Origin of the sequence: Flavobacterium sp. 9AF, assembly GCF_902506265.1 — a bacterium.
GTDB lineage: Bacteria > Bacteroidota > Bacteroidia > Flavobacteriales > Flavobacteriaceae > Flavobacterium.
This window is the reverse complement of record NZ_LR733556.1, coordinates 2,920,457-2,936,362: the sequence shown is the minus strand read 5'-3', so window position 1 is coordinate 2,936,362 and position 15,906 is coordinate 2,920,457. Positions and strand designations below refer to the sequence as shown.

The window sequence follows — 15,906 nt, the reverse complement described above, 5'->3', positions numbered from 1 at the left end:
ATATTTAATTTTTAAATGCTATTAATAATAAAATTCCAAGAAAAAGTGAAATAGGAGCGCTAATTTTTAGATAAATAGGTTTTAATTTATCTGCTGCTTTTCTTGAAAATTGATTGTGTTTTTTTATGGGAACTATCATCAAAATCAAAGCTGAAATTACTAAAAAATACCCCACTATATTAAATTGTATTTGAAAGTTGCTTTTTTCAGAAGAAATGATAAATGCCAATCCGATAATAAGTCTTGTAACTAATTCTAAGTAATTGATAAAATAAGTACTTCCTGCTTTTGCAATTATTTCTTTAGCCTTAAAAGGTTTAAAAAAAAAGAAAAAACTAGCATAAATTAAAAACAAACCAAAAAGTAAGACTGTATACTTTGCTATTACTATCATAATATTATATTTTACATCCAATTTTTTTTAGAACTTTCTACTTGGTACAACCATTTATTCACTTGGCTTTTAATCTCCGTATAATTAGTTGTTGAGAATGATATTTTCCCACCTGCTGTATATAAAATAACAGAACCTATATTGGTTCTTTTTTGCCAAAAAAATTGATGTGTTTTAACAGCTTGAATTTTATAAGGTGCTATTATTTCCCGATTGATGTCCCAAGCACCACTTTGTTTCATAATAAAATCATCTGATATGAATAAACGATAATTCTTAAAAGAGAAAAACAATATAGTTCCAATAATAATAGAATAAATAATAATAAATATAATCATAGTATTAATTGAAAATCTATTCGTAAGTGAGTTCAAAAAAGCACCAAAAACTATAGGTAAAATTATAAATATAATAAAATTGATAAAAAGTTTTCTAATATTTGGGTACAATACAAAGTTATAACTTGGCAACCTATTTATTAAAAGTCTAATGATTTTTTCTTTCTCATTTTCATTACATCCTGGAATTTTTGTTTTATCCTTACTATTTGCCCGTTTTGTTTCACTTGTAGCTTGAAAAATCTCTACTGTATTAACATGTAACTTTTTCTGAAAAAAGTTTTGTGTTAATTTTATAATTTGAACTTTTTCTGGATTGATAATCGTATTCTTAATGTTTAAAAGCCCATAAGTTAATACAAAAGATTTTTGATCTTTTTTAATGGTAAAATTGTAATACTTTACAACTGTTAATACAAGGTTTATTAACAAAACTGCTGTAATAATAAAAATCAAAAATCCAAGAACCAAGCTAGTAATAGATAACTTTTCTAACTGATTGATATTATTTTCTAAAATATCTTTTCTTCCTATTTTGCTTAAATTTTCAGAAATAGTAGAAAACAACAACACTAAATAAGCAAAACTTGCAATATAATTAGCCGTGATGCCTATTTTTAAAAGACTAACCAAACCAATGGTTATATAAGAAGCAGACTTTTCATTTTCTTGATTTTCAGAAATGATTTGATGGCTTTCGTTCTCATTGCTCGCTAAAAGGTTTTTCTTTAATTCTAGAGCCATTGGGTGAGAAATTGCATTAATTGAAGCTTCCTTTTCATCACTTCCTGCTGTGTCTAATTCTAATTTATATACATTAAAAATCCTTTGGATTAGAGTTTGGTCAATCGTTACTTTTTGAATCTTATGAAAAGGTATAGTAGTTTTAGACTTATTAAATATTCCTTTTTCGATAACAAATTCTTTCAAACTATAATCGATATAAAATTTAAAAAACCAATATCGTAAAAAAGCAACTAAGCTGATGGACGCTATGATTCCAAAAATACTCACATAAACTTGGAAGGGTTCATAATTTTTATTCTTGAATAAAAAAACTAAGATAATAGGCCAAAAAGCTCTTAACGATTTTTGTAAAGTATTTGCAAATAAAACAAATACGCCAACTAACGATTGTCTTTGGGGAACCGAAAAGTCAAATTTAGTTGAAGGCATCAGTTTCATTGTTTAAATTAGATGTTTCATGCAATTGATTTTCAGTTTTTCCTAACTCTTCTTCTATAAATTCCTTTTGCTCTTCAGTAATTTCAATTATTTTTTTCGAAACACTTTCCTTAATTTTTTTGGCTTCTTCAATTAAAATACCATCAATTTTTAAATCACTAGAACTACCTCCTGCTGTAAATAATTCAATAGATGCTAACCCAAACATTCTAGAAAACAAACCTTGATGTAAGGCTACATGTTGCACTCTATTATTGGTTACAATAACTGTAGTTTCACTTATAACACCTGATTTAAAAATCACATCATGTTGTCTTAATGCATACCCTCTTTTCTTATAACTATAGTAATAAAGTATAATAGTTATTGTTAGTAATACTGGAAAACAAATACCGATTAATAACCAAACTGTATTTGAAAAAAAATCTTCATTTACATATGAAACAGAAATTAGAGCTAAAAATAATATTCCAAAGAAAATTGAGATATTAATCAAAATAATTTTAAAATATTTTACATCTAATCTTTTTAAAAATACTTCTTCAAATTTTGGCAAACTCGAAATATCAATAGTTTTATTAGTAAAGTGCTGCATTGTATATTTATTTTCAAAATTCTAATTTCTAAACTCTAATTTCCTATGGCAAGTATTTTTTTTCAAAATTAGGCTTGCGTTTTTCTAAGAACGCATCTCTTCCTTCTTTTGCTTCATCTGTCATATAGGCTAAACGAGTGGCTTCACCAGCAAAAACTTGTTGGCCCACCATACCATCATCTGTTAAATTCATAGCAAATTTTAGCATTTTTATAGAAGTTGGTGATTTTGCCAAAATTTCTTGTGCCCATTCAAAAGCAGTATCTTCTAATTCAGCATGCGGAATAACTGCATTTACCATACCCATTTCAAAAGCTTCCTGAGCTGAATAATTTCTACCTAAAAAGAAAATTTCTCTCGCTTTCTTTTGTCCCACCATTTTGGCTAAATATGCAGAACCATAGCCACCATCAAAACTAGTAACATCTGCATCTGTTTGTTTAAAAATAGCATGTTCTTTACTTGCCAAAGTTAAGTCACAAACTACATGTAAAGAATGTCCACCACCTACTGCCCAACCAGGAACCACACAAATAACAGCCTTTGGCATAAAGCGAATCATTCGTTGTACTTCTAAAATATTCAAACGATGATAACCATCTTCACCTACATAACCTTGATGTCCACGTGCTTTTTGATCACCACCACTACAAAAGGACCAAATACCATCTTTTGAACTTGGTCCTTCTGCAGAAAGTAATACTACTCCTATTGATGTATCTTCTTGCGCATCATAAAAGGCTTGAATTAATTCTTTTGTAGTTTTAGGACGAAAAGCATTACGAACATCTGGTCTGTTAAATGCTATTCTAGCCACTCCATTACATTTTTTATAGGTAATATCTTCAAATTCTAAAGCAGTTTTCCAGTTTATTGTACTCATTGTTAATGTATTATTTTAATTATTATTTCAAATTTCAAGTTAAAGCTTACTTTTATGTCAAATTTTATATAATTTCAGGTAAAAATAATTCATTTTTTGCATTATATTGCACTAACTAAACAAATACTATAATGAAAAAACTATACTTAGGACTTCTATTGACTACTGGAGTCTTATCAAATTTTGCACAAAACTATGAATTTCAAGAAGTTATTAATTTAGATTGTTTACCTGTCATTTCTCAAGATAATACAGGAACCTGTTGGAGTTTTTCTACTTCTTCTTTTTTAGAATCAGAAATTATTCGTTTAACGGGTAAAAAAATTGATTTATCTGAAATGTATCAAGTAAGAACCACTTATCCTAAAAAGGCTTATAATTATGTTATGAGACAAGGAAAAGCACAATTTGGTGAAGGCGGTTTAAGTCATGATGTAATCAATAGTTTGACCACAAATGGTTTAGTTCCTGTTTCCGTTTATAGCGGCTTATCTGAAGATGAGAAAAAACATAATCATGCCGAGCTAATTGCTGTTTTAGAAGCAATGGTTAAAACTTATGTTGACAATCCAGGTAAACAATTATCCAATAAATGGAAAGAAGCTATAGAAACAGTACTTGATGTTTATTTAGGTCCTATTCCAAGTCAATTTACTTATGAAGGAAAACAGTATTCTCCAATGAGTTTTTTAGAAATGACTAAAATAAAACCTATCGATTATATTACCCTTACTTCTTTTACACATAAACCAATTTACCAATCTTTTATTTTAGACATTCCAGACAATTTTTCCAATGGTAGTATGTATAATTTACCTTTAAATGAATTTATTAGTACAATCGATTATGCTCTTGAAAAAGGATTCACCTTAGCTTTAGATTGTGATGTTTCTGAAACTACTTTTTCAGCCAAAAAAGGTATTGCATTTATTCCAGAAAACAAAAACGACAACACTACTGGACTTACAGAAATTATAACAGAAAAGGGAATCACACCTCAATTTCGTCAACAAGAATTTGAAAATTTTAACACTACTGATGATCATTTAATGCATATTGTAGGTAAAGTAAAAGATCAAAAAGGAAATAATTATTATAAAATTAAAAATTCATGGGGAACTGATGAAAGTAAAGTTAAAAATGGAGGTTTTATATTTATGAGTGAATCCTATATGAAATTAAAAGCTATATCTATAGTATTACATAAAGATGGCATAAATAAAACAACAAAAAAGAATTTAGGATTATAACATGATTTACAAGTCTAGTATTAGTAAAGCCAATAAAGTAATATTTGCTTTTGTTTTCATAATCATAATCTTAGCAACCATACCCATTTTTAATAGTAATGATTTAGCTTCCTTTATAATTGTTGTAAGCATCAATTTATCTGCCTTATTTTTTTTAGCTTGGATTCTATTTGATACTGAGTATCGAATTGATAAAACACATTTATATTGTAAATCTGGTCCATTTAATAAAAAGATACCAATAGAGAATATAAAAAAAATTAAGCACCACAATGGTATTATTATACCTGTTACATTAAAATTAGCTTTAAGTCATGTAGGACTTATTATTAGTTATAATTATTATGATGATATTTATATTTCACCTGAAAACGAAGCTGAATTTATAGAAATTTTAATACGAATAAATGAAAATATCAAAATTTTACCCTAGAGAAATAAAGTATGTATTTCTGTTTTTTGTATGTATTACTTTTCTAATTTCATGCCAAAACCAAGGCAATAAAAAACAAGACCTAGAAACGACTAAAATTTCTAAAACCTCTTTTTCTTTCCCAAAATTTAATTCCTTAGAAAAAAAATACATTCAAGAAAAAAGAAAAGAAATAGCTCATTTTTACACAAAAAATATTGATGTTGATCATTTTAGTGGTTCCTTTTTGGTTGCTAAAAACGGAAAAGTATTATTCGAAAAATATACAGGATATTCTAATTTTAAAAATAAGACAAAAATTAATTCTTCATCAGCTATCCATTTAGCATCTATTAGTAAAGTTATGACTGCGACTGTTATTTTAAGACTTATTGATGCAAAAAAAACAACATTAGAAACGAAAATAAAAGAATATTTTCCAGAATTTCCTTATTCAAACATAACAATTGAAACCCTTTTAAATCATAGAAGTGGTTTACCAAATTATTTGCATTTTTCAGATATTGATTCTATTTGGGATAAATCAAAAATGATACACAATGAAGATATTTTAAATTTAATTATATCAAAAAAAGTAGGATTAGATTTTGAACCCAATACAAAATTTAGTTATAACAATACAAATTATGCTATTTTAGCTTTGGTAATTGAAAAAATAACACAGCTCTCTTTTCCAAAAGCGATGAAAACTTATCTTTTTGAACCTTTACAAATGAATAATACCTTTGTCTTTGAAATTGATAAGCATGAAGATACAGTAGGAAAAAATTATAAAAGCACTTGGGAAGAAATTCCATGTAATTATCAAGATGCAGTGTACGGAGATAAAAATATATATTCAACACCAAGAGACATTTTAAAATTAGATTTAGCCACATATTCTGATGATTTTTTAAGTAAAGACATAAAATCAAAAGCATACAAAGGATATAGTTATGAAAAAAAAGGTGTTAATAATTATGGTTTAGGTATTCGATTAAGAGAATGGGATGATGGTAAAACCATGTTTTATCATAACGGTTGGTGGCACGGAAATAAAACTTCATATATCACTTTGAAAAAAGATACAGTAACTATGATAGCACTGTCCAACAAATATACAAGTAAAGTATACCAAATCAAACGCTTATCGAGTTTATTTGGTGATTATCCTTTTACTATTGAAGATGAAGAATAAAATCGTATTTTTATAAGAAAATAATATCTTTATGAAAAACTACAAACCTGAAAATTACAATTCTTTATCGCCTTATTTAATTGTAGATGATGCCCAAAAATTAGTGGATTTACTGAAAACTGTATTTAATGCGACGACTTTAAGACGTTTTGATCATGAAAATGGGACTATTGCTCACATTGAACTACAAATAGACGATAGCATCCTCATGATTAGCAATAGTACAGAAAACTATAAAGCGCATACAACCATGCTACATGTCTATGTACCAAATGTAATTGAAACTTACCAAAAAGCTATTAACCAAGGTTGTCAAAGTATTGAAGCACCTGTTTGTAAAGCAGGTGACCCAGATATGAGAGGCTCCTTTTATGATTTTGCTGGAAATTACTGGGCCATTGGTACCCAACAATGATAAATAATAGTTTATTTAACCAATTTTTACCGAAGTCATGGTTAATGAACCACCTACCGCTTTTTCGTTAAAAAAAGTTACCTCATCGTTGTCTGTTTGTAAAGCTAAGATATACAATAATGGATAATAATGATCTGGTGTTGGAATAGCTAAACTAGCGTATTTATTGAGTTTATCATAAGCAATTAAGTCGGAATGATTTCTAGTACTAATTTTTTGTTTAAAAATGGCATTCATTTCCAAAGCCCAATCATAACCATATTCTGGTTCGTTCAATTTGTTCCAAGCTACCATTCTCAAGTTGTGAACCATATTACCACTACCAATAATTAACACCCCTTTTTTTCGTAAAGACAATAATTGTTTGGCCAATTCATAATGATATTTTGCTGGTTTATGATAATCGATACTGAGTTGCAATACAGGAATATCAGCATTGGGATACATATGCTTTACCACGGACCAAGTTCCATGATCTAAACCCCATTCATGATCTAAAACTACGGATGGATTGGTAACTAATTTTTGAATTTCAGCAGCTAAATTGGGGTCACCTGGTGCAGGATATTGTACCTCAAACAAAGCTTGTGGAAAACCTCCAAAATCGTGAATTGTTTTAGGATGAGACATGGCTGTTACTGCTGTTCCTTGGGTTAGCCAATGAGCCGAAACCACAACTACTGCTCTTGGTTTAGGTATTTCTTGACTCATTTGTTGCCAACGTTTTGAAAACTCATTATCTTCAATAGCATTCATTGGCGAACCGTGACCAATAAATAAGACAGGCATTTTCTGGTCTGTTTCCAATAAGGAATTTGACCAATTGTAAAACGAATTGATATTTGACATAATAAGACCTCCTGTAATTATTTTAATAAAATTAGCTCTCTTCACAATACAATATTTGTATATACAAATGTATGAAAATAAAAAATCCTAAACCATAAAAGTTTAGGATTTAAAAAAAAATTAACAATTATTCAGAAACTAATTCCATCCTCCGCCTAATGCATGATAAATACTTACCATAGCGTTCATCTGTTGTATTTTAGCTTCTACTAAATCAAATTTAGATTCTAAAGCGTCTCTTTGAGTTAAAAGTACTTCCATATAATCGGCTCTTGCAGAACGAAATAAATCATTGGAAATAGTAACCGACTGATTTAAAGCTTCCACTTGCTTTGACTTTAACTGATAAATATTTTTCATGTTTTCAATTTTAGCCAATTGATTCGCTACTTCAACATAAGCGTTTAAAATTGTTTTTTCATAATTATAAACCGCTTGAATCTGTTTCGCATTTGCTGTATTATAAGTCGCTTTTATTGCATTTCTATTAATTAATGGAGCTACTAAATCTCCAGCAATTGAATACAACAAAGACTCTGGAGTAGTAAATAAATACTTAGAATCAAAAGCTCTTAAACCAATACCCGCTGAAATTCCTAAGGAAGGATAAAATCTAGCTTTAGCCACTTTAATATCTAATTTTGCTGCAGCTAATTCTAATTCTGCTTGTTTTACATCGGGTCTATTTTCTAACAATTGCGAAGGGATACCTTCATGTATTGTATTAGGGACAATATCAATAAAGGAATCGTTACTTCTTTCTACTTTTTGTGGAAAACGTCCTACTAAGAAATTAATTCTATTTTCAGTTTCAATTATCTTTTGTTGAATTTCAAATTCTAAACCTTTCGTATCAAAAACTTGTGCTTCAAAACGTTTTACCGCTAATTCTGTAGCACGAGCTGATTCTTTTTGTAACTTAACAATCTTAAGCGCATTTTCTTGAATCTCAATATTGTTTTTTACAATGACTAATTGGTTATCTAAAGCCAACAATTCATAATACGAATTCGCTATTTCAGAAATTAAATTAGTGATCATGAAATTCTTACCTTCTACAGTAGCTAAATAATTACTAATAGCTGATTTTTTTGCATTGTGCAATTTATTCCATATATCAATTTCCCAAGTTGCATAAGCTCCTACCATATAATCTTGTAACGGTTCTGGAGTTTCTACACCAGGTTTAATCTCTGTATTCGCATCGTTAGCCCCTTGACTCGTATATCTTCCCACTTTTTCAACGCCTGCACCACCTTTTAACCCAATAAAAGGAAGGTATTCTCCTTTACGTGCTCTAATTTCATTTTTAGAAATTTCGATTTCTTGTAACGTAATATTCAGTTCCTGATTATTTTGTAATGCTGTCTCAATCAATGAATTTAAATGAGTATCAACAAAATAGTCTTTCCAATTCATAATTCCAGAATTAACAGTATCCTTACTAGTTGAATAACTTTCTGGAACAGTTGTATTGGCTTCTTTTTGTGCCAAATTACTTGTTTTACAGCCTGCTAAACTTAATATAATTATAAAAGTTGTCACAGGTATATAATACTTTTTACGAAGCATATGTTTCAATTTTAAATTCATTTTATTCTTCCTCTTCTTCTTTTGGAAAACGATCCAATTGATGTACAAAATCTTCACTTAATGAACTATCATCTTCTACATCTATTAATTTTCTTCCGCTAGCCAATGAACCAAATATAAAGTACAATCCTGGTACAATTATAACTCCAAATAGGGTTCCAAATAGCATACCTCCTAATGCAGCAGATCCTAAGGTTCTATTACCAATGGCACCCGCTCCAGAAGCAACCATTAATGGAATTAATCCTGTAATAAAAGCAAAAGAGGTCATTAAAATAGGTCGGAAACGTACCTTAGCACCTTCAATTGCTGCTTCTAATATCGAAAGTCCTTCATGATGTTTTTGTACTGCAAATTCTACAATTAACACGGCATTTTTACCGAGTAATCCTACTAACATAATCAAACCAATTTGCGCATAAATATCATTTTGAAGTCCCATCAATTCTAATAAAAAGAACGTACCAAAAACTCCCACAGGTAACGAGAATACTACCGATAAAGGAATAATAAAACTTTCATATTGTGCAGATAACACAAAATATACGAATACTAATACAATTAAGAAGATGTAAATAGATTCATTTCCTCTACTCGCTTCATCATAGGAAAGTCCTTCCCAAGCGATATCATAACCTTTTGGTAACGTTTCTTTGGCCACTTCTCTAACAGCATCAATCGCTTCAGCTGTGGTATATCCTTTTGCAGGTAATCCTTGAATAGCCGCAGAATTGTACATGTTAAAACGGGTAATCTCATTGGGTCCTTGTGTCTTTTTCAATTTCATAAAGGCAGAATATGGTACCATTTCACCATGATCGTTTTTAATATACAAATTCAAAATATCAGATGGTAATCTTCTAAATTTAGGGTCAGATTGAACATATACTTTGAAGAAACGTTCAAATCGAATGAATCCTTGTTCGTAGGTACTACCAATTAATATGTCAAGGTTTTCCATAGCTTTACCAATAGATACTCCTTTTTGCATCGCTAGTTGATTGTCTATTTCTAATTCATATTGAGGATAGTTTGCCGCAAAGAAAGAGAAAAGACCTGCTAACTCTTTACGTTTCTCCAAATTCTCCATGAATTTCTTATTGATTTCATCAAAATCTTTATAATCTACTGTGGTACTTTTATCTAAAAGACGCATAGAAAAACCTCCTGACGAACCAAATCCTGGAATTGCTGGTGGTTCAAAAAATTCAATTTTTGCTCCTAAATCTCTCGATTTTTCTTCCAATTCTTCCATTATCTCAGTTACTTTATGCTCTCTTTCAGACCATGGTTTTAAGTTAATCAAACAAGTACCTGCATTTGAACCGCGACCTTCCGTCATAATTTCATAACCTGCTAAAGATGATACAGACTCCACTCCTTCTACATGTTCACAAATTTTTTGAAGTCTTTGTGAGACTTGATTGGTAGTTTCTAAGGTTGAACCTGGAGGTGTCTGAATAATCGCATAAATAGTTCCCTGATCCTCACTAGGAATGAATCCTGATGGAAGTATTTTACTTACAAAAAATGTTCCAGCACAAAATGCGATTAATACAAAGAAAGTTAACCACCTTCTACTTACAATCGATTTTAATAATCTTACATACTTTCCAGTTAATTTGTCAAAAACACTATTAAACTTATCAAGGGATTTCGTTAAAATATTCTTTTTCTTTTCTTTACCATGATGATTTTTAAGTAACATAGCACATAAAACAGGTGTTAATGTCAAGGCAATAATCGCGGAAATAACTATCGAACTTGCCATCGTAATTGAAAACTGACGATAAAAAGTCCCTACAGGTCCTGACATGAATGAAATAGGTACAAATACCGATACCATTACCGCAGTAATTGCTATAATAGCACCACTAATTTCTCCTAATACTTTTTTAACCGCTAAATAAGGTGTAATATGCGGAAATTCTTCAAACTTAGCATGCACCGCCTCAACGACGACAATAGCATCATCCACCACAATACCAATTGCTAGTACCAAGGCAAAAAGTGTTACCAAATTGATGGTTATACCAAAAAATTGAATCACAAAAAAGGCACCAATTAATGAAACGGGTACAGCCAAAATTGGAATCAATGTAGAACGCCAATCCCCTAAGAATATGAAAACCACAAGTGCTACTAATATAAAAGCATCTCGAAGGGTATCGATTACTTGCTCAATAGAAGCGTCTAAGAATTTAGAAACGTCATAACTAATTTTGTAATCCAAACCTGGAGGAAAAGTTTCTTTCATTTCCTCTAATTTTTCTTTTACTTGTTCGATTACATCATTAGCATTACTTCCGTAGTTTTGTTTTAATACAATAGAAGCCGATGGATGTCCATCCAAATTAGAATAAATATCAAAGAATTCACTTCCTAATTCTGCGCGACCAATATCTTTCAAACGAATACTTTCTCCATTTGCATTGGCTCTAATAATGACGTTTTCATATTGTTCTGGCTCACTAAACCTACCTTTGTAAGTTAGTACATATTCCAAAGATTGGGCTTGTATACCCGAACTTTGACCGATACGACCTGGACGTCCTACAATACTTTGTTCTGCCAAAGCATCCATTACTTCATCTGTAGAAACATTATAGGCTCTCATACGGTCTGGATTCAACCAAATACGCATCGCATACGTCCTACTTCCTAAAATTTGCGATCTCGCTACTCCTTTAATACGATTAATTTCAGGAAGCATTTTCACATTCGCATAGTTGTATAGGAATTTTTCATCCATATTCTTACCAGTAGCATATAAATTGACATACATCAACATACTGGGCTGAATAGGTGTAATTACAACTCCTTCTCTTTGAACCAGTTCAGGTAATAAGGGCATCACTTGGTCCACCCTAGTTTTTACCCGAATTACTGCTTGGTTAGGATCAGTTCCTGGTTCAAAAATAATTCTTAAGGTAGCTTCTCCAGCACTCGTTGCATCCGTAGCCATATAACGCATACCTTGTACCCCATTAATGGAGTTTTCAAGTGTAATTAATGTTGATTTTACTAATACGTCTGCACTCGCTCCAGGATAAGCTATAAAAATATTAACCGTTGTGGGCGCAATATCTGGAAATTGCGAAGTAGGCAATTTTAAGATAGAGAGCGTTCCCATAAAGACAATCATAATTGAAATTACAATTGCAAAAACGGGTCTTTGTATAAATTTACTAAACATGTTTTTATCTTTTTATAATTTCAATTATTCAGCATAAAGCTCTAAATGCGCTAAAACGGTTTCAGGCTTTTCTAACTTATATTCAATCTTTTCATTTTCTTTAACCAATCGTAATCCTTCTAAAAGAATTTTATCATCTTCAGATAAACCTTCACTTACAATAAATAAATGTGGTAATTCTGCGGCTAATTTAATTTCTCTAGATACCACTTTATTTTCTTTATCAATTACATAAACATATTTTTTATCTAATACTTCGAAAGTAGCTTTCTGAGGAATTAACATTGCGTCTTTATAAGGTAAAGTAACATGGATATTTCCCGTTTCTCCATGACGTAATAAACTCTTTGGATTGGGAAAAGTTGCTCTAAAAGAAATATTTCCCGTTTCATTGTTAAAATCAGCTTCAATTGTTTCAACAACTCCAGGATATTCAAAATATTTATTATTTGCCATTAATAAATTAACCGTAGGCTTAACGCTTCCTTGTTGCTCTGCTTTAAAATCTAAATATTCGGCTTCAGGTACATTGTAATATACCCACATTTTACTATTATCCGATAGATTAGTTAATAAATCGCCTTCTTCCACTAAACTACCTAAACGAACATGGAATTTATCCACTATACCATCAAAAGGAGCTCTAATTTGCGTAAATTGTAAATGTGCTTGTGCTAAAGCTAACTCCGCATTCGCTTTATCTAGTTTCGCTTTTGCCATTGCTAATTCATTGGGAGCAACCACATTACTATCTGCTAGACGCTTTGTGTTTTTATATTCAATCTCGGCAAAACTAGCTTCAGCTCTCGCTTTTTCCATTTCAGCTTCATATAATTTAGGCATAATTTGGAATAATAATTGGCCTTGCTTTACAAATTGACCTTCATCAATAAAGATTTTTTGTAAATAACCTCTTTCTTGAGCTCTTAACTCAATGTGTCTACTCGATTGAATTTGGGATACATAATCTTTCGTAATTAAAGTATCTTTTTTTATTGGGTTAGTAACCAGAAAATGGGTGTTTTCTTCTTTTTTTTCAATTTCTTTTTTGCAACTTGTGTTTAATAGCAAACCGCATACACTCATAAATATGAGAATTTTTTTCATAATAAATATTTTTAAATAAAAGGGTAGAATTAATGGAATAGTAGTAATAATAAATTATTATTCTAATTCCTTAAAAAATTAATAAATGCAGTTAATAAATAACTAAATCAGAAAATATAATATTCCTGTTTTAATAAAAAATCATATTCTAAAGACTTCGAATATGATAAATAGTTTTTTTGTAGAAAATATATAACTATTAAGACTAAAAACAAGCTCTTTATTAAGAAGACTTAATGGGCATTTTTCAATTGAAGAAAGAAAAAATCTATGAAAAAGTATATCTGAATCATTTACTTTTTTATTCGTAAATAATTCGTCTTCTTCAATTTCTATATCTAAACCGTTAATTTTGTGTCTTTCGACATCTACATAATTTTGAATGGTTTGATTGAATAGAAAATTTGTTGAAGAATAACAATTTTCTTTATTATCTGAAGGATTTGAATTTAAATAGGAAGAAAAATAAGAATCAAAGTAAATATCATTAAATGAATTAATGTTAGTTACCAAAAGAGTTACTATAAATAGTAAAAAATATTTTATAGTCTTTTTCTTCATATAAAGCACAAAATTATATCATTTTTAATTTTTAACAAACAATTAAAAACTAATTAAATGTTAAAATTAATTGTTACTGATCATTTCTATAAAAGAAAAAGCTCTAATTTCGGCATAAGAATACTTGCTTTTTTTCATAGGAAAAGCACAATGTCCTCCATATTTAGGAATTTCTAAATGAATACAATTACTTTTTTGAGCCAGTTCTTTTGGATAACAATCCTCTCCTAAAAATGGATCATCTAGTGCATTTAAAATGAGTACAGGTTTTTTTATGTCATTTATACTTCTAGCTGGTGAAACTTGATAATAATAATCTTCTTTGTTTTTAAAACCGTGCAAGGGCGCTGTAAAGTGATCGTCTAAATAATCAAATCCATCAATATTTTTAATTTTAGACCAATCTAACAAATCTGGAAATTGTTCCGCTTTATATTTTAGCTTTTTTGTTAAATCATACATAAAGTTTTTCATGTAGATTTTATTAAATCCTTTTTTTAAGGAGTCTGCACTAGATTTTATTTCAATAGGAACAGAAATGGCTACACCAGCTTTTACTCTTTTATCTAAATTATTTATTCGACCTAAATAATTTAAGGTTTGTGCGCCACCCATAGAATAACCTATTAAATAAACTTCTTCTACTTGTGTTAAAACAAATTGTACAACTGCATCTAAATCTTCTATGGTAGCATGATGATACAATTTTGGTAATCGATTCATGTTTCCACTACAACTTCTATTATTCCATGCAAAAACAGAAAAATTTCTTTCTAAAAAATAATTTGCGCAACTATTAATATAAGTTCGTTGTGAATTTCCTTCTAAACCATGACACAATATAACCGCTTTATTTGGATTTTTTAAATTGAAATCTACTTCTAAAAAATCGCCATCATTTAATTCTAAAATTTCTCTTTGGTAATTTGGAACAGGGAATTTTTTAAACATACCTGCATAAATGGTAGATACATGTTTATTTTTATGTAATAGAGAAACAGATTGGTTATATAATGAAGAGTCAATAAAAGGCATACAAGTATAACTAAACAATTAAATAAATACCATCCTCTTTTATTTCAATTAATTTTTGACGGTATAAATTCCCTACTGCCTTTTTAAAAGTTTTTTTACTCATTTTTAAAACAGTTCGAATATCTTCTGGATTGGAATTATCATGTAAACCTAAAAACCCATTATTTGATTTCAATTCGTCTAAAATTAGTTGGGAAGAAGGTTCGATGGCTTCTATTCCTATTTTTCTTAGCGATACATCAATTTTCCCATCTGGTCTCACATTTTTAATGTAAGCTTTCATTCTCATACCTGGTTTAACCTCTTCAAAAACTTCGTTTTTGTAAGCTAAACCTCTATGTTTTTCATTAATTATTACATTAATTCCTGCTTCTGTAATATGAGATACAATAATATCAACCTCTCCTCCATTTTCTAGGTTTACGTCCTCATTATTTAAAAATTGCTGTGTTTTACTAGAACCAACTAATCTATTGGTTTTTTCGTCCATAAAACAATATATTAAATAACGTTTCCCTTCTTCCATGGGTCGGGCTTGTTCTTTAAAGGGTACAAATAGGTCTTTTTCCAACCCCCAATTCATAAAAGCGCCAAACTTATTAATGTAATTCACTTTTAAATGAGCAAATTCACCCAATTTAATATAAGGTTTTAATGTTGTTGCTACTGGGCGTTCTTCATGATCCAAATAAATAAAAACAGTTAAATCATCACCAATAGCATATTCTCTTGGAACATATTTATTAGGTAATAAAACATCATTTTGTTCATTAACTCCATCACCTAAAAATAGTCCGACTTTAGTAGTTCTTAATATTTTTAGAGTATTATATTGACCTATCTGTAACATACTTAATTTGAATTATGGTGTAAAGGTAATTAAATGCATCGTAAA

At 29.7% G+C, this 15,906-nt stretch carries 15 protein-coding genes; 4 read left to right on the top strand and 11 right to left on the bottom strand.

Annotated elements, in window-relative coordinates:
* Window positions 1-4: 4 nt before the first annotated feature.
* The 4 genes from HALO113_RS13380 to HALO113_RS13365 are packed head-to-tail and all read right to left on the bottom strand — an operon-like array spanning window position 5 to window position 3,395.
* On the bottom strand, window positions 5-394 hold the full coding sequence (locus tag HALO113_RS13380) for a hypothetical protein (RefSeq protein WP_159779504.1): 390 nt from the start codon (window positions 392-394) through the stop codon (window positions 5-7).
* A gap of 11 nt (window positions 395-405) precedes the next feature.
* Window positions 406-1,917, bottom strand: coding sequence for a PH domain-containing protein (locus tag HALO113_RS13375; protein WP_159779503.1), 1,512 nt, complete (start codon window positions 1,915-1,917; stop codon window positions 406-408).
* Entirely contained in the window at window positions 1,895-2,512 is a 618-nt protein-coding gene (locus HALO113_RS13370) for a PH domain-containing protein (protein ID WP_159779502.1), read from the bottom strand. Before HALO113_RS13370 ends, HALO113_RS13375 begins: the two co-directional genes overlap by 23 nt.
* Before the next feature lie 43 nt (window positions 2,513-2,555).
* Window positions 2,556-3,395: a 1,4-dihydroxy-2-naphthoyl-CoA synthase gene (locus tag HALO113_RS13365; protein WP_159779501.1), complete on the bottom strand. Its 840-nt coding sequence runs from the start codon at window positions 3,393-3,395 to the stop codon at window positions 2,556-2,558.
* 131 nt (window positions 3,396-3,526) lie between these two features.
* On the opposite strand from HALO113_RS13365, the gene HALO113_RS13360 reads away from it, so the two are divergent.
* From HALO113_RS13360 to HALO113_RS13345, 4 genes are read left to right on the top strand one after another with little or no spacing between them, the layout of a single operon-like run.
* Window positions 3,527-4,645, top strand: a complete 1,119-nt coding sequence (locus HALO113_RS13360) for a C1 family peptidase (protein WP_159779500.1) — start codon at window positions 3,527-3,529, stop codon at window positions 4,643-4,645.
* A gap of 1 nt (window position 4,646) precedes the next feature.
* Complete coding sequence (locus HALO113_RS13355; RefSeq protein WP_159779499.1) at window positions 4,647-5,078, top strand: PH domain-containing protein; 432 nt, start codon at window positions 4,647-4,649, stop codon at window positions 5,076-5,078.
* Window positions 5,053-6,255 (top strand): serine hydrolase, encoded by a 1,203-nt coding sequence (locus tag HALO113_RS13350; RefSeq protein ID WP_159779498.1) that lies wholly within the window; start codon window positions 5,053-5,055, stop codon window positions 6,253-6,255. The genes HALO113_RS13355 and HALO113_RS13350 overlap by 26 nt, the downstream gene beginning before the upstream one ends.
* A gap of 31 nt (window positions 6,256-6,286) precedes the next feature.
* The gene (locus HALO113_RS13345) at window positions 6,287-6,670 is read left to right on the top strand and encodes a VOC family protein (RefSeq protein ID WP_159779497.1); all 384 of its coding nucleotides are present in this window, start codon (window positions 6,287-6,289) and stop codon (window positions 6,668-6,670) included.
* 15 nt (window positions 6,671-6,685) lie between these two features.
* Here HALO113_RS13345 and ygiD read toward each other — a convergent pair whose 3' ends face one another.
* From ygiD to HALO113_RS13310, 7 genes are all read right to left on the bottom strand, one after another.
* A complete protein-coding gene (gene ygiD / locus HALO113_RS13340; protein ID WP_159779618.1) occupies window positions 6,686-7,519 on the bottom strand; it encodes a 4,5-DOPA dioxygenase extradiol in 834 nt (277 codons plus the stop codon).
* Window positions 7,520-7,657: 138 nt separating this feature from the next.
* Window positions 7,658-9,091 (bottom strand): TolC family protein, encoded by a 1,434-nt coding sequence (locus tag HALO113_RS13335; protein ID WP_159779496.1) that lies wholly within the window; start codon window positions 9,089-9,091, stop codon window positions 7,658-7,660.
* A gap of 22 nt (window positions 9,092-9,113) precedes the next feature.
* Entirely contained in the window at window positions 9,114-12,308 is a 3,195-nt protein-coding gene (locus HALO113_RS13330) for an efflux RND transporter permease subunit (RefSeq protein WP_159779495.1), read from the bottom strand.
* A 24-nt stretch (window positions 12,309-12,332) separates the two neighbouring features.
* Entirely contained in the window at window positions 12,333-13,415 is a 1,083-nt protein-coding gene (locus HALO113_RS13325) for an efflux RND transporter periplasmic adaptor subunit (protein WP_159779494.1), read from the bottom strand.
* A gap of 141 nt (window positions 13,416-13,556) precedes the next feature.
* On the bottom strand, window positions 13,557-13,976 hold the full coding sequence (locus HALO113_RS13320) for a hypothetical protein (RefSeq protein WP_159779493.1): 420 nt from the start codon (window positions 13,974-13,976) through the stop codon (window positions 13,557-13,559).
* Window positions 13,977-14,042: 66 nt separating this feature from the next.
* Complete coding sequence (locus HALO113_RS13315) at window positions 14,043-15,011, bottom strand: YheT family hydrolase (protein WP_159779492.1); 969 nt, start codon at window positions 15,009-15,011, stop codon at window positions 14,043-14,045.
* Window positions 15,012-15,021: 10 nt separating this feature from the next.
* Window positions 15,022-15,861 (bottom strand): S1 RNA-binding domain-containing protein, encoded by an 840-nt coding sequence (locus HALO113_RS13310; RefSeq protein WP_159779491.1) that lies wholly within the window; start codon window positions 15,859-15,861, stop codon window positions 15,022-15,024.
* Window positions 15,862-15,906: the final 45 nt, after the last annotated feature.